Source organism: Ezakiella massiliensis (assembly GCF_059862345.1).
Window position 1 is genome coordinate 1 of sequence record NZ_JCBCEO010000004.1, and the last position, 21,523, is coordinate 21,523.

Here is a 21,523-nt window from a genome sequence, read left to right on the forward strand (position 1 = left end):
ACCTCCTCTCTTTAAAATAAAAAAAGACGACAGAATTATTGCTTTCTATCGTCTACGGTTGTCTTATATTTATTTTTCTTCAAATTGATTTTATTGTATAGTTTAATAATTCTAATAATCCAATAACATATATACCTAATTTAGGTAATCCAAATGGACTAAATAAAAATGCTAATATTAGTGCTTCAATTACAATTTGCTTGTCTCCTTGAAAAATGCTAGCTATTCCAATTATAAAAATCAAAGTAGAAACTACGCTTAACAACGCAGTACTCAAACTTAATATGAAGGTTAAAAAAGCTATGAGCAAACTCAACACTAATCTTATCGGTAATAAAATTATTCTAATTATCCATCTCATACATACTCCTAAAAATTAAACTGGGATTCATAACAAACCCCAGTTTCATAATTAGCGTGTCCTTTAATATAATTTTGATCCTGCTGGAATATTATCATCCAACATTATTAAGTTAAGTTTTTCTTCTCCGTCATACTCACAAATTGCAGATATAATCATACCTTCTGAGTCGATTCCCATCATCTTACGAGGAGGAAGATTACAAATTGCAAGTAGTGTCTTTCCAATTAAGCTCTCTGCGCTGTAATATTCCTTAATACCAGATAAAATAACTCTTTCTTTTTCAGAACCATCATCTAATGTAAATTTCAATAGTTTTTTTGATTTTGGGACTTCTTCGCAGTTCTTAACTTTTACAACTCTAAAATCAGATTTTGAGAATGTATCAAAATCAACCATATCTTCAAATAATGGCTCTACTTTTACTTTTGAAAAGTCGATTTTTTCTGTCGTAAGTTTGTCGTAAGTTTCGTAAGTTTCTTTTGACGAATCCCTATTTTCTGCCTTTTCTAAGCCTATTGGCTTCATTGTTGGGAATAAAATTACGTCCCTGATTGAAACTTCGCCAGTTAAGAACATAATAAGTCTGTCGACACCGATACCAAGTCCGCCTGTTGGTGGGAGGCCAACTTCAATTGCGTTTAAGAAGTCTTCATCCATTGGATGAGCTTCGTCATCGCCAAGATTCTTGGCTTCCATTTGCGCTGTAAATCTGGCGCGTTGGTCGATTGGGTCGTTGAGTTCAGTAAAGGCGTTTGCAATTTCCTTGGTGGCCATAAATGCTTCAAACCTTTGTGTGTAGCGTGGGTCTGCTGGGTCGCGTTTGGCCAGTGGACTTACCTCTACTGGATGGTGGGTGACAAAGGTTGGTTGGATCATGTGGTCTTCGCAGAATTCTTCAAAGAATTCATTGATGATATTGCCCCTGTCCATCTTGGATGGTTCGAGTTCTAGGCCTTTTTCCTTGGCAATTGCAATTGCTTCTTCGTCTGTTTTTATTTCTTCAAAGTCGACGCCAGCATATTCTTTGATGGCTTCAACCATTGTAATTCTTCTCCATGGTGGAGTTACGTCAAGTTTTAGTCCATCGAATTCAAGTATTTGTGTGCCCAAAACATTTTGTGCAATGGTGGAGACCATATTTTCTGTGATGTCCATCATGTCCTTGTAATCTGCATAGGCAGCGTAGAGTTCGATAGCTGTGTACTCTGGGTTGTGGGTTTGGTCCATACCTTCGTTTCTAAACATCTTGCCCATTTCGTATACGCGGTCAAAACCACCGACAATCAATCTCTTTAGGTAGAGTTCGTTGGCAATTCTCAAATACATATCGATGTCAAGTGTGTTGTGGTGGGTGATAAATGGTCTTGCATTTGCACCACCTGCGATTGTATTTAGGGTTGGAGTTTCAACTTCTAGGAAGTCTCTATCGTCCAAATATTTTCTTATTTCTTTTAAGATTTTATTTCTCTTGATAAAGGTCTCTTTGATTTCTGGATTTACAATCAAATCCACATATCTTTGACGGTATCTGAGGTCTGGGTCCTTGAGGCCGTGGAATTTTTCCGGTAGGATTTGCAAGGATTTTGTCAAAATAACAAATTCTTCGCAGCGTACGGAAATTTCTCCCATCTTGGTCTTGAAAACTTCGCCCTTGATGCCGATGATGTCACCGATGTCAAGGAGTTTTACTTCTTCATAATCGTCTCCCAAATTGTTTTGGCTTACAAAGGATTGGATTGTCCCAGTTGAATCTAGGATGTCAAGGAAGGTAACCTTTCCGTGACCACGCTTGCCCATTACCCTGCCGGCGATTGATACGTATTTACCTTCATAGTCATCAAAATTATCTAAGATATCTTTGGCAAAGTGGGTCCTGTCGTAATTTGTAATTTCGTATGGATTTTTATCCATGTCTTTTAGTTTCTGTAATTTTTCCCGCCTCATCTGAAGCATTTCGTTTAATTCTTGTTCCATGATACCTCCTATGATTTTCTGATGCTTTTGATAGTGTATTTAATAATTCCGTCTGGAGCGTGAACTTCTACTATATCTTTTCTTCTCTTGCCAAGAAGGGCTGCTCCAAGTGGACTCTCGTTTGAAATTTTACCATTAAGCGGATCGCTTTCTGCTGAACCAACAATGGTGTAGATTTCTTCTTCGTCTTCGCCTTCTTCGATTATGGTTACCGTTGTACCAACATTTACTTTTTCGGTTGTGATTTCATGATCTTCTACTACAACAGCTTCTCTGATTAAATTTTCCAGCTTAACTATACGCTCTTCCAGTTGGGCTTGTTCGTTTTTGGCTTGGTCGTATTCAGCGTTTTCACTTAGGTCTCCAAAGCCAAGTGCAACTTTGATCCTGGCTGAAACTTCCTTGCGGCCAACTGTTTTTAATTCTTCGAGCTCTTCTTCAAGCTTGGTCAATCCATCTTTTGTTAAAAATACTTCTTTTTTAGTCATTTGTTCTAACCTCTTTTTCTATATTTTTAAAAAGTCTGTCTATAGTCTCGTTCATCTTGTCGATACTGTTAATCTCAGATAGACTTTTTCTTATCTTGGTTGCCTCTGGTCGATTGTTCAAATATTTTATCAAATGCTTTTTAAAATCGTTCAAAGCAACTCGTTCGGAAAAATCTTCCGTCATGTATTTAAAATGTTTCTTTATTATATCATATTTATCGTAATTAATCTTGTCCGGGGAAAAATAATTGTGAATATCTGCAAAAATAAAGGGGTTCCCAATAGCAAAACGTCCAATGGAAATGCCGTCAATATCATCCGACTCCAGTAGCTCTATCGCCCTTTCAAAGGAATCTATGTCGCCGTTTCCAATTACGGGAATATTGAGCTTGTCCCTGATTTCAAATATCTTTTCCCAATCGGCCTGGCCAGTATAGTGCATTTCACGAGTCCGCCCGTGGACGGTCAAGAAATCTGCGCCTGCATCTTCAATCCGCTGGGCGATTTCGATTGCATTGGATGAATTTCTTACCCCCAAACGCATCTTGGCAGAAACTGGCTTGTTGGAATATTTTTTGCAGGTCTTAATTATAGCCGCCAAGGTGTCCAGGTCATTTAATAATGCAGACCCGTCTTGATTTTTAAAAATCTTGGGCGCTGGGCAACCGAAGTTTAAATCAATCCAGAGAAAATCTTCCCTTGGGTTTAAATATCTCTCGATTGCGATTTGAAAGGCCTCTGGCTCGTGGCCAAAAAGTTGGATGCCAGTCCTGCCCACTGATTTTGAAATCTCAAGGGTCCTCTGGCTGTCATAATACAAGGCCTTGGCGCTTACCATTTCCGTTACCGCGTATGGGAGGCTGAGTTCAAAAGCGATTTTCCTAAAGGGAAAGTCAGTATATCCGGCCATGGGCGCCAGAAAAACTGGCAGCCTATCCCCTATGCTTAGCGTTCTTGTCATAGATCTTCCTTAGGCCCCATAGGGTCAGCTCGTCGTCGACTAAATCAATTACCTCAGTCTTTGAGGCGATGACCTTGGCCAAGCCTCCAGTTGCAATTACCTTAGCATCTATATTTTCTTCGGCCTTTAAGTGCTTAACTATATAATCAACCTGGCCAATAGCCCCGTACATAAGACCGGCCCTGATGGCGTCAACTGTATTTCTATTTAAAAAACTTTCCGGTACAGTAAGGTCAACTTTTGGCAGCTTGGCAGCCTTCATAAAAAGCGCCTCCGCACTTATGCCTATGCCCGGGCTTATAATGCCGCCCAGATAATTGGATTTTTCATCCACCACGCAATAGGTGGTCGCCGTTCCGAAGTCGATAATAATGAGCGGCGCACCATATTTGTCGATTCCACCAACTGCATTTACAATCCTGTCTGCCCCAACTTCTTTTGGGTCATCGTAGAGGACGTTGAGTCCAGTTTTTGTCCCTGGGCCAACTACAATCGGCTCAAGGCCTGTTAGCATTTTAACGGCCTCGATCATATTGTCAGTTACCATTGGCACAACTGAAGACAAAATCGCCCCTTGGATTTTCGTCACGTCCACGCCCCTAAGAGTAAAGATCTGGTCAATGAAAAGTGCAATCTCATCCACAGTTTTTTTACTATCAGATGAGATCCTGATGCTAACCTTTAGGTCATAGCCTTCGTATATTCCTAAAACTGTATTTGTGTTACCTATATCTATTGTTAAAATCATGATTGTTTTCTACTTAAAATTCCCCCTGTAATTAGTCCGGCAATAATTGCCTCAGGTATACCATTTAAAAATACCACTGAAATTATATAGTACAAGACACCCTTGCGGTCCATATTTTTGATGCCCATCATCTTATCTGAGTAGATTAAATAGATTGAGCCCATGACCATTGCCGTATGGCAAATTGTAGCTATAACTGCCGAGACGAAGCCCGGTGTAATTATATTTTCCTTTTTGATTGTCATAATCCAAATCATGACAATGAGCACGAGTGAGATTAATCCAATTACAATTCCCAGAGTCTTCCCATCTTTAAAAGCCTTTACAAGCGAGTAGATAATTTCGATTAGTAAAACTGAACTGATAATGCTGGTGATCCTAATCATTTGCTTGTGAGATTTTTCCTTCAAAGCCTTGTAAAGAAAATAAGCGATTAGTGGAAAAATTATCCTTGGTAGAACGCTTATGAGTGGGTTTTGAAAAGCAAAGCTCAAAACCGTTGGCTTGGTGTAGTTGGTCCAGAGGGAGTAAAGCCCAAAGGACAGGCCTAAAAATGTACCAACATAAGGTCCGTAAAGGATAGCCCCAATAATTACTGGGATGTGTAGGGTCGTTGCTCTAATTGGTCCAAATGGTATAAAACCTAACTGTGTCATTCCGAGAACCAAAATCCATGCTAAGAGGATTGCGGATACAACCAGTTTTTTTGTGTTATTCATAATTTAAACTCCTAAAATACTTCTAATTTTTCGTCTTCGAAGTCCTTGGGATCATAGTTCCCGCTGTAAATTGCTTCGAATTCATTCTTGTATACTGTTTCCTTGTCGATAAGGGCGCCTGCAAGTCTTTCAAGCGCATCGTCGTGGTCTCTCAAGATCTCCTTGGCCTTATCGTAACAATAATTAACTATGGCCCGCATTTCAGTGTCGATGTCTTTTAAAATTTCTTCGGAATACGCTTTGGTGTGACCAATAGTGTTTCCTATGAAGGATTGACCTTCGTCATCTGAATAATTGAGGGTCCCAATCTTTTGGCTCATGCCGTATTTTGCAACCATGGCATGGGCAATTTTTGTAACTCTTTCTATATCGTTTGAAGCGCCTGTTGAAATATCGTTTAGCTTCATATCTTCTGCAGCTCGTCCACCCAGGAGCATGATCATCATGTCAATCATCTTGGACCTGGTGTAAAAGCTGGTTTCTTCGTCAGGAACTGTATAGGTAAAGCCACCCGCATCTCCACGCGGTACAATTGTAACCATGTGAACAGGGTCGGTATGCTTCAAGGTCCGACCAATAATCGCGTGACCTGCTTCGTGATAAGAAACTAATTTCTTTTCTTCTTCAGTCACAACTGCCGATTTCTTTTCTGGTCCTGCCAATACCTTTACACTGGCCTCTTCTAACATATCTTTATTGATAGTCGTCCGCCCTAGTCTGGCAGATAAAAGAGCCGCTTCATTTATAAGATTTTCCAGGTCTGCAGGTGAAAAACCTGAAGTCCTCCTGGCTATATTATTTAAATCAACATCCTCACCCATGGGCTTGTCCTTGGAGTGGATTTTTAAAATTTCCTCCCGACCCCTTAGGTCTGGTAGACCGATTGTAATCTTGCGGTCAAATCTGCCCGGCCTTAAGAGTGCGTCGTCCAAAATATCTGGCCGGTTGGTTGCTGCCATTATAATAATGCTTTCGTTCTTTTCAAAACCGTCCATCTCAACTAGGAGCTGGTTCAAAGTTTGCTCGCGTTCATCATGGCCACCGCCAAGACCTGTCCCACGCTTCCTGCCCACTGCATCAATTTCGTCAATAAAAATTATGCAAGGGGCATTGGCCTTGGCCTCATTGAATAAATCGCGGACACGGCTGGCACCAACGCCGACAAACATTTCCAAAAACTCCGACCCACTTATGGTAAAGAATGGAACACCCGCTTCACCTGCAACAGCCCTTGAAATATAAGTCTTACCTGTTCCCGGTGGGCCGACTAACAAAACGCCCTTGGGAATCCTAGCTCCGACCTTGGCAAACTTGCCTGGGTTTTGTAAATAATCCACAACCTCATATAGCTCTGTCTTTTCTTCTTCCAGACCAGCCACGTCTTTAAAGGTAACTGGCTTAGAATTAGTTGGCTCAAATCTTTTGGCCCTTGACTTTGCAAATTGCTGGGCGTCTTTGTTTTGACTGCCAATCTGTTTGAAGATTAGATTAAAGATAAATATAAATCCAACCATCATTATAATATAGGGAACTATGGATGCCAGGAGTCCAGATTCTTGAACGCTGTGGGCATCGAAGACCGTATTTTTTGCATCGACTTGTGGACCTATATGTTTATTGTAAAAGTCCGCCTGCAAGGTTGCCGGTAAAATCGCCCCATAGGCCTTGTCCGCCTTGTCAGTCAAAGTTAATTTATCACCACTTATAGTTGCGACCTTGACCTGGCCCGCGTCCAAAAGTTCGCCTGCCTTGGTCAGCTCAATCTTCTCTTGGTTTTTGCCCATTAAAAGTGGCCAGAGGCTGGAGAGAATGAACACAGTCATTATTATTATAAAAAATGGCGATAGTCTTAATCTCCTCATATTTTATAAATCTCCTCCTTTAAGCTGGCTATATATGGGAGATTTCTATAGCTCTCCGCATAATCAAGTCCATAGCCAACTATGAAATCATTTGGCGCAATGAAGCCAACATAATCCAGCTGGACATCAGTTTTTCTTGCTTCTTTTTTATCCAAAAAGGTTGCAAACTTAACTGAATTTGCCCCACGCCTGGACAAATTGTCTTGCAAGTATTTTAAAGTGTAGCCAGTGTCTACAATGTCTTCGACTACAAGTACGTCCCTGCCTTCAACTGAAAAGTCCAGGTCTTTTAAAATCCTAACTTCACCAGTCGACTTAGAACTTGCCCCATAACTTGATAAGCTCATAAAATCAACCAATACTGGCAAATTAATTTGTCTGACTAGGTCTGCCATAAAGATAAAAGAGCCTTTTAAAATGCCGATTACCATTAAATCTTTATCCATAAAGTCGTGAGTAATTTCTGATCCCATTTCTTTTACTTTTTTTGAAATTTCTTCTTCAGTAAAGAGCATTTCTTTAATCGCCTTGTTCATAATACCTCCTTAAGTAAATTGTGTTTTTTGTATGGTCATCAGTGGCCACTCGTTTTGATAGCCACAGGTCTTGAACATATATAATTCCCGCCTCATCGCATGCAATGACCATGGAGTCACGCTTATACTTGGGAATTTTTTCATCTATTAATATTTCCTTGAGCTTTTTGGTCCGCCCACCCCTGGTCTCAAAAACATCTCCGGGCAAGCGTTTTCTAAATTTAATTTCTCCCTGGACTTTATCTCCATCGAGGGCAAGATTATCTTCGTCAAAATCTTTTGTCAGCTCGAATTTGCATTCGCAAGCATAGTCTTCATTCAAAGTGAAAATCAAATTATCATAGGATTTTATAATATAGATGCCAGAAAAACTGGTTCGCTTTTCGCCATCGCTAAAAATTATCTGGTCAATCTCCCTTAAATGATAAGAGTAGATGTCCTGCTGGTTGGGATTTAGTTTTTTTATTATGGCCATGTAAAGATCAGCCCGTGTATAAGGAAAAAGCTCTAGCATCTTTGAAATGGAAATGCTGATTGCATTATCACTAACATCCGCATCCTTCAAAAAATATCCAACCAGACCCTCTATCAAAAGCCTAGAGGCTTTTAAGTTTGCAATCGCAAGCTCTGCCCTGGCCTTAAAATCGGGCAAGATTTCCTCCAGCTGAGGAATTTTATTTATCCGCATGTCATTTCTGCTGACATCATCTATAAAATTGGTCTCATCAATGCAGTAGGGAATTTCATGGTCATCCAAATATTTTAAAATTTCGTCTTTGCTTATATTTAAAAGTGGCCTAAAAAATATCCCATCTCGGACTTTTATACCTGCAAGACCATTTAAACCAGCTCCTCTTTCAAAGTTCATAAGGACGGTTTCAATGTCGTCGTCCAAATGGTGGCCGGTTATAACTGTTGTCGTGCCGATTTCCTCGGCCAGTTTTTTTAGGTCTCCATATCTTTTGATGCGGCCAGCCTCTTCAGTGCCAAAGCCTTTCTCTTTTGCAGTTGTGGCAATATCTGTAGTCTCCAAATGAAGGATGATGTCATTGTCTGCACAGAGGCCTTTGACAAAGTTTTCGTCGTGGTCAGCACTTTCACGCAGCTGGTGGTTTAAATGATAGGCGTGAATTTCAAAATTAAAATCAGCCTGCAAGGCCTTTAAGACTTTTAAAACAAAAATAGAGTCAGGGCCACCCGACAGGGCAACCAAGACTTTCTTTTCATTTTTGAAGATCTCATCTTGACAAAAGCAAGTGAAATATTCTCCTATATTATTTTTTCGGTTTACCAGAACCTCTTCGTCTGGATGTTCTTTGATTAATGGATTGAATTTTTTCATTTGATTCCTTGACAAACTTAGACATTAGTTTTTCAAAGGCAGAGTCTTCGGGGCCCTTTTCAATAAATTTCGGTGCCGGTGGTTCCTCCAAGGCCTTCATAGAAAGTGCAATCTTGCCGTCTTCATTGCTGATAACCTTGGCCTTGACCAGGTCTCCAACCTTGACAAAGTCGTTTATATTTTCAACAAATTCATTTGACAGCTCAGATATGTGAACCAAGCCACTTTCATCGCCCTCCAAGTCTACAAAGCAACCGAAGTTTGAAACCCCGTTTACCTTACCCTCAATAATGTCTCCTACTTTTAATACCATAATTCCTCCCGTTTATCAGGCTTATTGTACAACATATGCCGTTAAAAGTCAATGAATCAAGGACTTTGCAAGACTTTTAAAATAAAAAAGACGACTAAAATTTAGCCGCCTAAAATTATTAATGATTTTGAATTTCATTATCACTTGGGAAATTTTTCCCAGCAGATAATTCATTTACAATAAAATCAATTTGTGACTTGGTCAAAGCCCCCTTGAAAACGCCAAGAGCCTGGCCATTTTTTGTGAAAACTGAATGAGGAACGGTCTTTACACTATAAGCCGCAACTATATCATAGCCTGAAGTCGCCTTAAAAACTGGGAGCTTCCAGCCATTTGCGTCGAATAGCCTCTTGACCTCAGATAAATCTTGGTCCAATGAAACTGCAATCACGTCCACGTCTGCCCTCTTGTTTGCCTCAGCCAAGTCTGACATTTCGCTTACGCAATATGAGCAAGAGCTTTGGAAAAAATTATAAATTTGAATCTTGTCCTTTATAAGTCTGCCAAGGCTTATATTATTTTCTGACCCGTCAATCATATCTACAGTAAACTTTGGCATGGTAGAACCGATTGCAAAATTGCTGGCAAAATTATATGAGCCTTCGCTAGGATTTATTAAATCTCCAGCAAGGGATATATAATTTTTATCTTTGCTATCATTGCCGTCATTTATAATAGGCTTTTGATCTTTGTTGTCATCTACAAGTAAGTCAATATTTTCTCCTGACCCAGTTGCCAGTAAAATTGCCCCAGTAGCTTCGTCCCAATCAACACCAAGGCCAATTAAACTGCCCAATTGTCTGAGCTGCAAATAATTGTTTTCATTTATCAGAACAGTTTCAATTTGCTTAGCTTGACCATTTAAAAGTAAATTAATATTGCCCTTTTGCCCAGTGATCTTGCCTCCCGTAAGTGGAGATAAATCTCCGGCGAGTTTTTGATAAGGGCTGCCAGTTATCACAATTACATTACCAGTTGCCTCGTCCCAGTCCACATTAAACTGTGAACCAGTTCCGTTTAAAAGGGCTGCCATGTCCCTTAATTTAACATAGTTTCTTTCATTTATAAGATAAGAACCGACCTTGACCTCTTGGCCGTTCAACAAAACCTTTTGAAAAGTCCTCTCGCCCGTCACATTTTCAGCAAAAATATTAGCCGAAAAAATTATTAAGCAAGCGATTAGAATAATAAATCTCTTTTTCATAAAATCCTCCTGCCCTAATTATACCATAGATAAAAAAACTTGCCAAGAAAAAAGCCCGATTAAAATCGAGCTAGTATCTAATCCTAAAAGTCTTGTGAGATTATCTCGCTATTTTTATGATAATTTCATATTCTATCGCTTAAATGCAAAATCTCCCATCAATAAACTATATTGTCTACTTTAGGGAGATTGTTAGTTTAACTACATTTGTCTAAAAATAGAAAATATCCTCAAATTTCTTTTCTAAAGCAATACAAAGTATCAAAGCTAACTTAGCGGTTGGGTTAAATTGACCGGTTTCTATTGAACTAATTGTATTTCTTGAAACGCCCACCTCGTCAGCTAACTGCTGTTGTGAATAGCCTTTCTCTTTTCTAACTTCCTTCAAATAATTTTTGAGAACTAGTTTATCATCCATGATTTATCACTACTTCAATGTTATAAGGTTAGCTGCAAATAAGGCAATCCCTATGATTGACATAAGCATGCCCATTAACAGCTGCTTTTTTTCTTTCAATTTTGCATATTTTACAAGTTCTTTAGTTGCTTCAATACTAAAATAAATACTTAGTATTCCATAATTATAGGAATTGAAGAAAAAGGCCTCAACTCCAAATAAAATGGCGGCAACAGCTAAACCAATTTGGCTAGAAACTTCGCCCGCTTTTTGTAAAATATCAACCATCATCTCATCGTTATGTTTATACTCCTCACGACTTCTTGCTAGAACTTCATCTCTGTTCATATTCATTCTCCTTTCTAATTTTTGCCAAGTTTACTTGGTATTTTTATTATAACATCTGCCAAGTAAACTTGTCAATAGTTTTGAATAAATATTTCAGCTTTTATATGATTTTCTTTAATACTTCCTTTGAACCCATCTTTATCCCTAATAAAATCGAGCTAATACCTAATCCTAAAAGTCTTATAAAAGTTTTTCCTTAAAACTATAAATTTCTTAAATAAATATTGTGGAGAGCCTTTGCATTTGCAAGGCTCTCCGTATTTTAGTATAATATGTTTACACAATTATAAATTTTTTTACACTTGAAGAATAACAAAGAACCTATATAGTTTTTAGCAAAAAGGAGTGATTTATTTTGCATCTACTTAATCATTTTAAAAACGATTCCAAAAGAAGTTTTAAGGATTGCTTAAGACTAATAATGTTTATATTTATTAACCACTATACTCTGTTCCTCTCCGTTTTTTGGTATGAACTTAATTTTAACCCTTATAATAAAGAAATATCCTGGTATTATGATGGTATGGAGGGCATTTGTAATTGGATCTTTTACTTCCAATTTTTAATTTATTTTCCAGGTTTTTTTGATCTCATAATTTTAAATCTTCTCTTCTATAAGACCTATATTCCAAACGGATATTTCGTCATTCATTGCATTATCTTGTTTTTTTCTCATTATTTATATTTCACAAAAGGTCTCGGCTGGCCCAATGATATTCAAATATATTTATTCACCGCCTATTTGTTTGAGTTCCTTATTTTCACTTATTTTAAAAACAAATCTTATCGACAAAAATTACAAATACAATTTGATAATGAATCACAAGCAAATCCTTGGACATAATCAGAAAGTCTTTTTTAGCTTAAGAAAAAAGCCCGATTAAAATCGAGCTAGTATCTAATCCTAAAAGTCTTGTGGAATTTTCTCCTTAAAACTATAAAGGCCAAGAGGGTTAGAATAAATATTCCCCCAACTGGATAAATAACCTTGGCCATATCCATTGAAGACATAAAGGATATACCAATGATTGTCATCATAATTCCTTGAATTGCCTTGTAAACAGGGCTCTTGTTTGACAGATCCGAGCTATAGGGGCAGAGTACATAATATATAATTATCTCCATAAGCTCCCTAGTTAACAGAATCATCGCATAGACAGCAAGGGTTAAGGGGATTTGTTTGAAATCAAAATCAACCTTATTTATCAGTCCAATCAAGCCAACAAAGACTATGGCCAGCAAGAAATTTGGTAAAACCATCTTGGCAATATATCTTATCCTTCTGGAGATGGATTTTTTTATGGCCTCACTATCATAAAGATTGTGGTACATAAGCGGCATATCAATATTTCTAAAGCACATCTGCAAATAAGTCCCTGCCATTGCAGAGGACAGAACCATTACAATGCCAAAGGTCTGCAGGCCGGCAAAGCCCTTGTTGCCAGCAGATATCCCCAGTTTAAAAAGTATGATATAAACCAAGGCTGTAAAAATCATTCCATTGGTCTTGGAGAAAAATTGTTTCTTTAAAATATCTTTAAACCTTGTCTCAAAGGCCTTTTCAATGTAAGCTTGTGAAGGCAGGTCCACATTTTCCTCTAAAAATTTAATATTGTCCTCAGTACTTATGCCAGCGAGCTCTCTGTAGTCTTCACTCATACTATTGGTGATTACAAAGCCAACCGAAAAAATATTGGACGAGCCTATCAGGGTTTTTATTTGGTTGTAGGATTTAAATTTGTAAAAGTAAATTATCCCTGCAAGTGAAATTATTAAAGATGCAAGAGACAAAATGTAATAAAAATTATTGGTCAGCTTAATTTCCAGTTTAAAATATACCAGCAAAAAGGCTAATACATAAAGGATAAACTTGTAAATCGTCCTTATCAACTTTTTTATCAATTTATCATGCTTTAAAAGATAGGATATATTTATTAGGTTTGAAATATAAGAGCAGGCCGTCATAAAAATAAAAATGCAAATGGCGACCAGGTAATTTTTAAAAATCAAATAAGAGATTATAAGGTGAACCAGGTTTTCCATTATAATGCCTTCTCTAATCTTTTGCCTATAAAAAATCCTTGGATCTACACCCATTATTCCCATAAACATATAGGCGTTTTTTGCATCAGACAAGAATGAAGGATTTGCAAAAGCCTGGGTCAGGCAAAAGATTATCAGATAAACAAGGACCCTCAGATCATACATAAAACTTATATCATTTACGCCCAAGAATTTATTTATCCCAACTACGATTACATAATAGGGCATTATCATCCTTAAAAATAAGGAAAAGGCAAAATGGATTAACGCTCCCAGGAAACTTAGCTTTGACTTTAAATTTTCCTTGGCAATTAACTTCTTAAAGCCCAGGTGTTTGAGGCCAGGAATCCTAGAAAGTATATACAAAAAAGCATTGAAATTTATAATGGACATTAATTTTGAAAATTTTATAGCCATTAGATCACTTCCATTAAATACTTTTCAAATTCAATTGGAGAATTGAAATCATTCCTGCACTTGTTTAAAAGACCGTCTTTTAAAATTGCCACTTCGTCGCTAACATCAGTTGCCAGCTGGACAATATGAGTCGACATTATAATAATATGGTCGTTTTTCATGGCAATCATCATCTCTTTTATATCGTGGCTAACGATTATATCAAGTGAGCTCAGTGGCTCGTCAAGTAAGATAATAAGCGGCTTTTTGATAAAGGCACACATCATTTGTATCTTGTTTTTCATACCAAAAGAATATTCTTTGATCAGCCTGTGCTTGTCTGCATCTTCAAAGTTAAATCTTACGAACAATTCATCTATATCAAAATCTTTTACCTTATTAAAATCCACAAAAGCCCTGATAAATTCATAGCCAGTTAAAAATTCTGGCAAGACTGGAGCTGCCGAAACCAGGTATACATCGTCATGGGCAATCGGTCGAAGCTTTCCATTTTCATCCACCAAAATTTCCCCACCATCAATTTTTTCTTGAAAGCTAATGCAGTTAAAGAGAGTTGTCTTGCCCGTCCCGTTCCTGCCGATTACACTGTATATAAAGCCCTTGTCAAAAGTGTAATCAATATCTTTAAGTACTTCCTTATCTCCAAAGGATTTTTTTAAATTTTTAACGATTAATTTCATAGATCCTCCTCATTTTTTGGACACCTTTTTATATGGCAGGCGTCACATAGCATTTGATTGCTGCAACCGTCCTCGTAAAACATATAGTCAACAAGGCCAAGGTTTATGGCGAATTGAATAAGCTGACGATTATTGCTTACACCAATTTTTTCATAAATTTTTGCCATATATTTTTTAATAGTATGCTTGGAATAACCAAGGTCCTCGGCTATTTTCTCCAAGCTCTCTCCGCGTATATACCTGATAATAATTTTGTATTCGGCCTTGTTAATCTTAACCAAAGGCTCATTCCTATCATCAGGCACTTCCTCCAAAGTATCCTTAATTCCAGCAAATAAATTGCCCTTGAACTTTGAAAGCCAGAGGTATTTTGTGGTCTTGTAATACTTGCAAAGCAGATTTAATCTAGGCTCATAATCCAGGCTTATTACCAGTAAATTTTTCTTGTCCTTATAGGAAGCAAAGAATTTCTTTATCTCATCCTCCGTCATCAGGTCTCTTGAGTACAAAAATATATCAAAGTCATCAGAAAAATCATCTTCATAGCCTTTAGCCTCAGACAAAATATAATCATAAAATAAATCTATCAGCCTATCGGTCTTTGCAATAATATTTATTTGTCCACAAAGCTTTTTCTTTTTCAAAATACCACTCCTAAGTTCGAACTAACCGCTTTCTATATATAGAGTATATAATAAAACAATAAAAAAACATACCCTTTTGGGTATATTTTAAAAATTAAATCATATTTAAATGTAACTTAAATATAAAAATATAAGTTGCGGAAACTAAGCTCAATCTAATCACCTCTTCTTATATTTAGTTGCCCTACCATCTCCTATCTGTTGGATTAATCCTTTATCTTTTAATTCTTTGAGTGCTCTTTCAATTGTTCTTTGTGAAATATCTGGACATAAAATTACTATATCTGATTTTGATAGGGGCTCTAAAGAGTTTTCAAAGACCTTCATAACCCTTTCTGCAGATGTCAATGTTCTTTCTCCAATAAGCTTAAATCTTTGATCGCACTCGCTATAGGCCTTATAAATAACCAAAAGCATATATCTAATAAAAGGGATTTCATCATTTGTTCCCTCATGCCAACCCTTACTCGAAGCCTGTAATTCATCATAATAGATATCCTTACTTTCCTCGATAATCATTTCCAAGGATATATATTTGCCTACAAAAAATCCATGTTGATATAAAAGCAATAATGTAAGAAGTCTGGACATTCTCCCATTGCCATCTGAGAATGGATGAATACATAGGAAATCATGGATTACAGTTGGAATTAACAATAAAGGAGGTACTTGCATTTCAACCGCCTCATTATACGCTTCAATCATTGCATATATATATTTCTCTGTTTCAAAAGCAGACACAGGTTGAAATCTAACTTTTTTCTCACCAAAGGCATTTGTCTCAACTATGCTGTTATCCATAGTCTTAAATTTCCCCTTGTGGCTTTCTCCGGAATAAGAATAGAGCTTATTGTGCAAGGTTAAAATATTGTTTCTTGTAAAATCTATATTTTCATAATTATCATGGATTGAATCTAAAACTTGTCTATAGCCATATATTTCTTCTTCATTCCTATTTCTTGGCTGACTTTTTTTGTTCATCAGCTCTTCAAGCCTTGTGTCATTGATAGAAATACCTTCTATGGCATTAGAAGACTTAGTGGATTGAATCTTTGCGACTTCAACCATTTTTTCTAGGATATCAGAAAAATTAACTACATATAATTCTTGCTTACCTTTAAATTCATATATACCTGCTATCAGCTGATAGATGTTCGTAGATAAATTTAAATCCATTAACTTTTTATAAGAAAATTCCCTCATATATTCCTCCTTTCTCGCCATTATACCATAAATGGCGTAGATAATTCAAGACTGGCGAGATTAATCTCGCCATTTTTTAGGATTTGGCGTAGATAAAATAAAATTGGCGAGATTGTTTTTTTATCCGAACAATAGCAAGGCTATCGGAATAATATTTTGCTTTTAGCGGAACAACAGAAATGAGATTTTATTTTAAAATAAAAATCCCACCTGGTCTCGGTGAGATTTCTAATGAATTATGACTATTTGACTGGTGTCAGCCTACATATTTTTTAAATCTTTGGTTAAAACATTTCTGAGTAAGAAAATTAAAACGATTGTGATAGCTAATTCAACAGCTAAAAATGTTCCGTTGTAACCGGCTGAATATGCCCAAACATTTTGTCCTTCTGGTGCATATGAGCCGAAGAAAATTACCCCTGTTAAAGTGTGGCAAATAAATCTGGCAAAAACACCCAAAACTGTTCCATAAATTACAGGCATTACATCGTTATTTTCAAAAAATTTCTTGGAAAATAATCCTGCTAGACCTAAGAATCCAAAGGCTGCTGGGTAGTCTAATATAGCTTGAACTGGATGATAAATGCTTCCGCCAATGGCCATATCCAAAAGTCCATAAGCAATACCCACTATAATTCCCTTGCCTGCTCCATGACGGATAGCAAAGAAAATTAAAGGAATCATTTGTCCGGCAGTAACGCTGCCGCCTTGTGGCATTGAAAATAATTTGATTCTGCCAAGTACAAAGGCAAGTGCCAAGCACAAACCTGCTTCAACTAGTGTTCTTGTGTTCCAACTTCTATTCATAAAAAAATACCTCCTTCACACATGCTTAAGAGGTACAATAAAAATACAACTTCCCTCCGCCAGCATTACCTGGATCAGGTTTAGGGTTTAATCTCAGCCCAATCGGGCACCCCTAGTGCAAATATATAATACAACAAGAGTGTCTATTTGTCAAATCATATATTAAAAATGTGTAGCATATATCACCACAAATTTTAGTATAAAGTCTAATTTATTTCCCACGCACAAATTTGTGTGATTATTATTTTACAATAAATTAATTTTTATATAAATAGGTTGAATTTCACCTATTTTGTGGTATAATTTTAGTAGGAGGTAGATTTTATGAAAATTAATACAAATTCTCTGGTATCCATTACTGAGGCAAACCAAAATTTTTCCAAGGTTACCCGTCTGGTTGATGAAAAAGGCTCTGCCGTTATTTTAAAAAATAACCATCCAAAATATATTATTCTTGATTACAATCAATTTGATTCTTTAAAAATTGCTGATGATGAAGATATAAATAGGATTTCCAAGCGACTTATAGAAAAAAATAAAAAAGCTTATGAGGAGTTAGCTAAATGATACGATTAAGTAAAAGTCAAATCATTTCCCTCCATAAGTCTTTAATTGAAGAATTTGGGGGAGAGTATGGGATAAGAGACGACAATCTATTAGATCTCTCTATTAACTCTCCCTTTCAAACATTTGATGGTAAAGAGCTTTATCTTGGACCTATTAATCAAATAGTTCATCTTACATACTCTCTAATTAAAAATCATCCCTTTATTGATGGCAATAAAAGAATAGGAGCCCATCTTATGCTTATTCTACTAGAGCTTAATGGATATTATTTAGAATATAGCCAAGAGGAATTAATTGAAATTATTTTGTCGGTTGCAGCATCAACAAAATCGGAAGAAGCCTTATTAAAATGGGTCAAAAACCACATCTTATAAGGTATATTTTTACAATAGTTTTGTTTCAATAGAAAATATTATGTATTATTTTTTAAAAATTTCCAATTTTTATTTCGAACAATTACAGCGCATCTAATAAGATACAAAAATACAGGAGCATATGATATGCTCCTGTATTTTTTAAATATATTGTTTACTTAAAGAATATATTATCACTAGATATACTTTTACTACTACGATTTACTTCTTCTTCCCACATGTTTTCTACATTTGAAATATCTTCCTTAGTAAATTCTTTACGACATATTTTGTGAAAATCTATTTTTTTCTTCACATCATTCACTTGATATATTTCTCTAGAGTAATCAAATAAATTATCATAATCCACTAAATGAATATCTAGGTTCAAATATTTTCCATAATCTACATCTAACCTGACTAATGTTGAAAACAACCTTATATCTGAGTCCGTTATGCCATCTCCAAAAATAAAACGCTTTGAACTTAATCTTTCTTCAAGATTTTCCATCCCATACTTAAATATATCATAGGCTTTATTATATTGTTCTTTATTTCTAGCAAAGCACATCTTATAAATGCCATTATTTATATTCTCATATAACCAAACACCCATTCTTTTTATTTCTTTCTCTAAACTATCTGGTAACAAGCTTGGAGCATCATGCTTATGAAAAGGCTTAAATTCTCTCTCCAAATAATATCCCATGTTTTCATAGTCATTATTAGCTATAATTTGCCTTTTATAATCATATAATACTGGTACTGCAGGCCTGCCTATAAAATTACTATCACTCCTATAATAAAGCTCACCGATAAATCTTGCCTTGCTTTCCGAGTTAATATTATTAGGAGAATTAACACATTCCCAGCCTACAGGTAAATCTAGGGAAGTCCAATCGACTACTTCTTCTTTGATAGCCTTATCAAGACCCAGCAATGAGTAAATAATAGCTATTCTATTAGACCAAGCGCAGTCTTTCGCCCAAAAAAGAGTGTATCGATCTTTCTCAATTGGATTACTATATTTTTTCCCAAAAGCTTCTCTAAACCATGGTATTTGTCTTTGATAAGCACCATTTTCATCTATTTCATAATCATCAACTGCTGGTCTTATGGATATTTTTCTACCTTCAAATTCAATATAATTCATATTCCCTCTATCATTATTTTACTTGAAATTTAGTTAAAAATTGCTTTAATCTCTCTGATTTAGGATTAGTAAAAATCTCCTCTGGATCTCCTTCTTCTATAATTTCTCCAGCATCTAAAAAGATAACCTTATCAGCAATATGCTTTGCAAAATTCATTTCATGTGTAGCTATAATCATTGTTGTATCTTTTTGTGCCAAATCATAAAGAAGTTTCAATACTTCTCCTACCAATTCAGGATCTAACGAAGACGTAGGCTCATCTATAAGCATAACTTCAGAATTGACCGCCATTGCCCTTGCAATCCCAATACGTTGTTGTTGCCCACCAGATAATTGTACTGGATAATTATCTTTTTTGTCCTCAAGGCCGATAGATTTTAAAATCTGTAGTGCCTTTTCTCGAGCTTCATTTTTTTTCATTCCCTGAACTGAAACCATTGGTTCCATAATATTTTCCAATGCGGTTTTATTTAAAAATAAGCAGTAGTTCTGAAACACCATTGAAGTATATGATCTAATTCTATACATTTCTTTTTTGGTTGCACTTGCACAATCCACACTAAAATTATCAATTTCAATTCTTCCGCTATCGGCTTTTTCTAGAAAGTTAATACATCTTAATAATGTAGATTTCCCTGAGCCAGAAGGCCCTATAAGTGCAATAACTTTACCCTTTTCTAATGTTAAGGATAAATCTTTTAGTACAGGAAAATCTCCAAAACTTTTATATAAGTTTTCTATTACAATCATAATTGCTTCTCCTATTTATAATTCAAATTTAATCTTTCCTCAAGCTTCTTTTGGCCGTAAGAAAGAATAGAAATGATTATCCAGTAAATAATTATAGCAACTGTATATCCCTCTAAAAATCTATAGACTTTTGATGTAGCTAGGCTAACTGCCGCCATCATATCCTTATAACCTATCATAAAGCCAATTGATGTAGATTTGAAAATTCCTATAAAATGATTTGATAACCCAGGAGCTGCAACTCTGGCTGCTTGAGGTATTATTATCCTTTTAATAACCTTTAAGGGTGGCATACCAATAGATAATCCTGCTTCATATTGTGATCTACTTACAGAGTTTAAAGCAGCCCTTATATCCTCAGACATAAATGCAGCGTAATTTAAGCTCATACATATAACTAAAGCTTGAAACTGATTTAATGATTTTATAGTGCTAGATACCTGAGCTAGACCATAATAAAACCAGAAAAGTTGTGCAACAAACGGGGTACCTCTAAAAAAAGATACATACACAGACGTAATGCCATATAACCCTTTTATTTTATACTGTCTAATAATAGCAACTAACAAGGCTAGAATCAAAGAGCAAAAAATCGTCACAACTGCTAGCTTTAATGTTTCTGGTAAGAATTTTAATATTTTAGGAAATAGTTCAAAAAATAAATTAATATCAAAACGATCCATAGATTATCTATTTTGCCATTGGATCAAATCCAAACCATTTAATAGCAGTCTTACTTAAAAATCCTTCTTCCTTTAATTCTTTTAAAACTTTGTTAGTTTCTTCACAGAGCATTGTTCCTCTTTCATCTTTATGGAATGGATATGCTGCATCCTCTGTATATACTGGATCTCCAACTCCTTTTATTTTTAATCCTGATTTTTCTTTTACGTCATTGATATGCATTGATGACATTAGTGATGCGTCAATTCTTCCTAAAGCAACGTCTGTGTGAACAGCTGTGCTAACATCATACTCAACGTATTCAATCTTATTATCGGGATCAAATTCATCTTTAAAAGCATATGCTATATCATTTGTAAGTAATCCTAATTTTTTCCCATAAACATCCTTTATTCCGTGAATTGTATCATTATCTTCTGCTACAACAACTCTATATGGTACATAAAAGTACACATCACTAAAATTATATGTTTTTTTACGTTCGTCAGTAACCCCAATTTGGTCTGCAACTGTATCTACACGACGTGCCTCTAATAATTCTAATATTCCTGGAAAACCTGCAATTTCCCATTGAATTTCCCATCCATTTCTTCTAGCTATCTCATTCCAAACATCAATTTCGTAGCCTTGAAGTTCTCCAGTTTCTTCATTAGTTTCAGAAAAGAAAGTATGGTTGCCAGTTGTAGAAATTTTAATAACTTCTTTTTCCCCATCTTCTTTCTTTTCGCCTTCAACATCTTTTGTTTCTTCCTTTGATACTTTTTCACTTACTTCTTCGTTTGATTTTGATGAATTAGCATCTTTATCATTTTTTGTTTTGCAGCCTACAAATGCTAAGCCCATTATTAATACTAATATCATTAAAATCTGTCCTTTGAAAATTCTTTTCATAATTTCCTCCTATTTTTTACTTAAGGTTGCTAAACCTCTAATATAGAATATATCACTCTTTATAAATAATATCC

Annotated in this window: 24 protein-coding genes and 1 riboswitch; of the genes, 2 read left to right on the forward strand and 22 right to left on the reverse strand. The window is 35.9% G+C overall.

The features are described from left to right. Positions 1-79: 79 nt before the first annotated feature. From AC6FXG_RS05950 to thiT, 18 genes are all read right to left on the reverse strand, one after another. The gene (locus tag AC6FXG_RS05950) at positions 80-361 is read right to left on the reverse strand and encodes a CD1845 family protein (RefSeq protein ID WP_001267200.1); all 282 of its coding nucleotides are present in this window, start codon (positions 359-361) and stop codon (positions 80-82) included. 63 nt (positions 362-424) lie between these two features. Beyond that, positions 425-2,338: a lysine--tRNA ligase gene (gene lysS / locus AC6FXG_RS05955; RefSeq protein WP_500571941.1), complete on the reverse strand. Its 1,914-nt coding sequence runs from the start codon at positions 2,336-2,338 to the stop codon at positions 425-427. Positions 2,339-2,346: 8 nt separating this feature from the next. After that, positions 2,347-2,826, reverse strand: coding sequence for a transcription elongation factor GreA (gene greA / locus AC6FXG_RS05960; protein ID WP_500571942.1), 480 nt, complete (start codon positions 2,824-2,826; stop codon positions 2,347-2,349). Next, a complete protein-coding gene (locus tag AC6FXG_RS05965; RefSeq protein ID WP_500571943.1) occupies positions 2,819-3,787 on the reverse strand; it encodes a tRNA dihydrouridine synthase in 969 nt (322 codons plus the stop codon). The genes greA and AC6FXG_RS05965 overlap by 8 nt, the downstream gene beginning before the upstream one ends. Then, a complete protein-coding gene (locus tag AC6FXG_RS05970) occupies positions 3,759-4,535 on the reverse strand; it encodes a type III pantothenate kinase (RefSeq protein ID WP_075574722.1) in 777 nt (258 codons plus the stop codon). The genes AC6FXG_RS05965 and AC6FXG_RS05970 overlap by 29 nt, the downstream gene beginning before the upstream one ends. After that, positions 4,532-5,254 carry an ECF transporter S component gene (locus AC6FXG_RS05975; protein WP_500571944.1) on the reverse strand — a complete coding sequence of 241 codons (723 nt, stop codon included), beginning with the start codon at positions 5,252-5,254 and terminating at the stop codon, positions 4,532-4,534. The genes AC6FXG_RS05970 and AC6FXG_RS05975 overlap by 4 nt, the downstream gene beginning before the upstream one ends. 11 nt (positions 5,255-5,265) lie before the next feature. After that, complete coding sequence (gene ftsH / locus AC6FXG_RS05980; RefSeq protein WP_500571945.1) at positions 5,266-7,116, reverse strand: ATP-dependent zinc metalloprotease FtsH; 1,851 nt, start codon at positions 7,114-7,116, stop codon at positions 5,266-5,268. Then, entirely contained in the window at positions 7,113-7,652 is a 540-nt protein-coding gene (gene hpt / locus AC6FXG_RS05985) for a hypoxanthine phosphoribosyltransferase (protein ID WP_075574719.1), read from the reverse strand. The genes ftsH and hpt overlap by 4 nt, the downstream gene beginning before the upstream one ends. Continuing rightward, positions 7,636-8,994 carry a tRNA lysidine(34) synthetase TilS gene (gene tilS / locus AC6FXG_RS05990; protein ID WP_500571946.1) on the reverse strand — a complete coding sequence of 453 codons (1,359 nt, stop codon included), beginning with the start codon at positions 8,992-8,994 and terminating at the stop codon, positions 7,636-7,638. The genes hpt and tilS overlap by 17 nt, the downstream gene beginning before the upstream one ends. Then, complete coding sequence (locus AC6FXG_RS05995) at positions 8,927-9,307, reverse strand: S1 RNA-binding domain-containing protein (protein WP_099950909.1); 381 nt, start codon at positions 9,305-9,307, stop codon at positions 8,927-8,929. The genes tilS and AC6FXG_RS05995 overlap by 68 nt, the downstream gene beginning before the upstream one ends. Before the next feature lie 118 nt (positions 9,308-9,425). Then, a complete protein-coding gene (locus tag AC6FXG_RS06000; RefSeq protein WP_500571947.1) occupies positions 9,426-10,511 on the reverse strand; it encodes a redoxin family protein in 1,086 nt (361 codons plus the stop codon). 211 nt (positions 10,512-10,722) lie between these two features. After that, positions 10,723-10,929: a helix-turn-helix transcriptional regulator gene (locus AC6FXG_RS06005; RefSeq protein WP_075574715.1), complete on the reverse strand. Its 207-nt coding sequence runs from the start codon at positions 10,927-10,929 to the stop codon at positions 10,723-10,725. 9 nt (positions 10,930-10,938) lie between these two features. Next, positions 10,939-11,256: a DUF6442 family protein gene (locus AC6FXG_RS06010; protein WP_075574714.1), complete on the reverse strand. Its 318-nt coding sequence runs from the start codon at positions 11,254-11,256 to the stop codon at positions 10,939-10,941. Positions 11,257-12,147: 891 nt separating this feature from the next. After that, on the reverse strand, positions 12,148-13,716 hold the full coding sequence (locus AC6FXG_RS06015; protein WP_500571948.1) for a hypothetical protein: 1,569 nt from the start codon (positions 13,714-13,716) through the stop codon (positions 12,148-12,150). Next, on the reverse strand, positions 13,716-14,396 hold the full coding sequence (locus AC6FXG_RS06020; protein WP_500571949.1) for an ATP-binding cassette domain-containing protein: 681 nt from the start codon (positions 14,394-14,396) through the stop codon (positions 13,716-13,718). Before AC6FXG_RS06020 ends, AC6FXG_RS06015 begins: the two co-directional genes overlap by 1 nt. After that, positions 14,393-15,040 carry a helix-turn-helix transcriptional regulator gene (locus AC6FXG_RS06025; protein WP_500571950.1) on the reverse strand — a complete coding sequence of 216 codons (648 nt, stop codon included), beginning with the start codon at positions 15,038-15,040 and terminating at the stop codon, positions 14,393-14,395. Before AC6FXG_RS06025 ends, AC6FXG_RS06020 begins: the two co-directional genes overlap by 4 nt. A gap of 159 nt (positions 15,041-15,199) precedes the next feature. Next, positions 15,200-16,243 carry a Fic family protein gene (locus tag AC6FXG_RS06030; RefSeq protein ID WP_500571951.1) on the reverse strand — a complete coding sequence of 348 codons (1,044 nt, stop codon included), beginning with the start codon at positions 16,241-16,243 and terminating at the stop codon, positions 15,200-15,202. Between the two features lie 261 nt (positions 16,244-16,504). Then, on the reverse strand, positions 16,505-17,050 hold the full coding sequence (gene thiT, locus AC6FXG_RS06035; RefSeq protein ID WP_500571952.1) for an energy-coupled thiamine transporter ThiT: 546 nt from the start codon (positions 17,048-17,050) through the stop codon (positions 16,505-16,507). Positions 17,051-17,084: 34 nt separating this feature from the next. Further along, positions 17,085-17,174, reverse strand: a riboswitch (TPP riboswitch). Between the two features lie 200 nt (positions 17,175-17,374). Between thiT and AC6FXG_RS06040 the strand changes: the two genes are divergently transcribed. Then, the gene (locus tag AC6FXG_RS06040; protein WP_500571953.1) at positions 17,375-17,617 is read left to right on the forward strand and encodes a type II toxin-antitoxin system Phd/YefM family antitoxin; all 243 of its coding nucleotides are present in this window, start codon (positions 17,375-17,377) and stop codon (positions 17,615-17,617) included. Continuing rightward, positions 17,614-17,991: a type II toxin-antitoxin system death-on-curing family toxin gene (locus tag AC6FXG_RS06045; protein WP_500571954.1), complete on the forward strand. Its 378-nt coding sequence runs from the start codon at positions 17,614-17,616 to the stop codon at positions 17,989-17,991. The genes AC6FXG_RS06040 and AC6FXG_RS06045 overlap by 4 nt, the downstream gene beginning before the upstream one ends. A gap of 154 nt (positions 17,992-18,145) precedes the next feature. On the opposite strand, the gene AC6FXG_RS06050 is transcribed toward AC6FXG_RS06045, so the two are convergent. Genes AC6FXG_RS06050 through AC6FXG_RS06065 form a run of 4 tightly spaced genes read right to left on the reverse strand, consistent with a single transcriptional unit; the run spans position 18,146 to position 21,449 of the window. Further along, entirely contained in the window at positions 18,146-19,123 is a 978-nt protein-coding gene (locus AC6FXG_RS06050; protein ID WP_500571955.1) for a glutathione S-transferase C-terminal domain-containing protein, read from the reverse strand. A gap of 13 nt (positions 19,124-19,136) precedes the next feature. Further along, on the reverse strand, positions 19,137-19,874 hold the full coding sequence (locus AC6FXG_RS06055; RefSeq protein WP_500571956.1) for an amino acid ABC transporter ATP-binding protein: 738 nt from the start codon (positions 19,872-19,874) through the stop codon (positions 19,137-19,139). 11 nt (positions 19,875-19,885) lie between these two features. Further along, positions 19,886-20,557 (reverse strand): amino acid ABC transporter permease, encoded by a 672-nt coding sequence (locus AC6FXG_RS06060; RefSeq protein ID WP_500571957.1) that lies wholly within the window; start codon positions 20,555-20,557, stop codon positions 19,886-19,888. 7 nt (positions 20,558-20,564) lie between these two features. Continuing rightward, the gene (locus AC6FXG_RS06065) at positions 20,565-21,449 is read right to left on the reverse strand and encodes a transporter substrate-binding domain-containing protein (RefSeq protein ID WP_500571958.1); all 885 of its coding nucleotides are present in this window, start codon (positions 21,447-21,449) and stop codon (positions 20,565-20,567) included. Between the last annotated feature and the right edge of the window lie 74 nt (positions 21,450-21,523).

Bases quoted from the DNA above. Each gene is read 5' to 3' on its own strand.
- AC6FXG_RS05950 (WP_001267200.1), bottom strand. From the start codon at position 361: ATGAGATGGATAATTAGAATAATTTTATTACCGATAAGATTAGTGTTG.
- lysS (WP_500571941.1), bottom strand. From the start codon at position 2,338: ATGGAACAAGAATTAAACGAAATGCTTCAGATGAGGCGGGAAAAATTA.
- greA (WP_500571942.1), bottom strand. From the start codon at position 2,826: ATGACTAAAAAAGAAGTATTTTTAACAAAAGATGGATTGACCAAGCTT.
- AC6FXG_RS05965 (WP_500571943.1), bottom strand. From the start codon at position 3,787: ATGACAAGAACGCTAAGCATAGGGGATAGGCTGCCAGTTTTTCTGGCG.
- AC6FXG_RS05970 (WP_075574722.1), bottom strand. From the start codon at position 4,535: ATGATTTTAACAATAGATATAGGTAACACAAATACAGTTTTAGGAATA.
- AC6FXG_RS05975 (WP_500571944.1), bottom strand. From the start codon at position 5,254: ATGAATAACACAAAAAAACTGGTTGTATCCGCAATCCTCTTAGCATGG.
- ftsH (WP_500571945.1), bottom strand. From the start codon at position 7,116: ATGAGGAGATTAAGACTATCGCCATTTTTTATAATAATAATGACTGTG.
- hpt (WP_075574719.1), bottom strand. From the start codon at position 7,652: ATGAACAAGGCGATTAAAGAAATGCTCTTTACTGAAGAAGAAATTTCA.
- tilS (WP_500571946.1), bottom strand. From the start codon at position 8,994: ATGAAAAAATTCAATCCATTAATCAAAGAACATCCAGACGAAGAGGTT.
- AC6FXG_RS05995 (WP_099950909.1), bottom strand. From the start codon at position 9,307: ATGGTATTAAAAGTAGGAGACATTATTGAGGGTAAGGTAAACGGGGTT.
- AC6FXG_RS06000 (WP_500571947.1), bottom strand. From the start codon at position 10,511: ATGAAAAAGAGATTTATTATTCTAATCGCTTGCTTAATAATTTTTTCG.
- AC6FXG_RS06005 (WP_075574715.1), bottom strand. From the start codon at position 10,929: ATGGATGATAAACTAGTTCTCAAAAATTATTTGAAGGAAGTTAGAAAA.
- AC6FXG_RS06010 (WP_075574714.1), bottom strand. From the start codon at position 11,256: ATGAACAGAGATGAAGTTCTAGCAAGAAGTCGTGAGGAGTATAAACAT.
- AC6FXG_RS06015 (WP_500571948.1), bottom strand. From the start codon at position 13,716: ATGGCTATAAAATTTTCAAAATTAATGTCCATTATAAATTTCAATGCT.
- AC6FXG_RS06020 (WP_500571949.1), bottom strand. From the start codon at position 14,396: ATGAAATTAATCGTTAAAAATTTAAAAAAATCCTTTGGAGATAAGGAA.
- AC6FXG_RS06030 (WP_500571951.1), bottom strand. From the start codon at position 16,243: ATGAGGGAATTTTCTTATAAAAAGTTAATGGATTTAAATTTATCTACG.
- thiT (WP_500571952.1), bottom strand. From the start codon at position 17,050: ATGAATAGAAGTTGGAACACAAGAACACTAGTTGAAGCAGGTTTGTGC.
- AC6FXG_RS06040 (WP_500571953.1), top strand. From the start codon at position 17,375: ATGAAAATTAATACAAATTCTCTGGTATCCATTACTGAGGCAAACCAA.
- AC6FXG_RS06045 (WP_500571954.1), top strand. From the start codon at position 17,614: ATGATACGATTAAGTAAAAGTCAAATCATTTCCCTCCATAAGTCTTTA.
- AC6FXG_RS06050 (WP_500571955.1), bottom strand. From the start codon at position 19,123: ATGAATTATATTGAATTTGAAGGTAGAAAAATATCCATAAGACCAGCA.
- AC6FXG_RS06055 (WP_500571956.1), bottom strand. From the start codon at position 19,874: ATGATTGTAATAGAAAACTTATATAAAAGTTTTGGAGATTTTCCTGTA.
- AC6FXG_RS06060 (WP_500571957.1), bottom strand. From the start codon at position 20,557: ATGGATCGTTTTGATATTAATTTATTTTTTGAACTATTTCCTAAAATA.
- AC6FXG_RS06065 (WP_500571958.1), bottom strand. From the start codon at position 21,449: ATGAAAAGAATTTTCAAAGGACAGATTTTAATGATATTAGTATTAATA.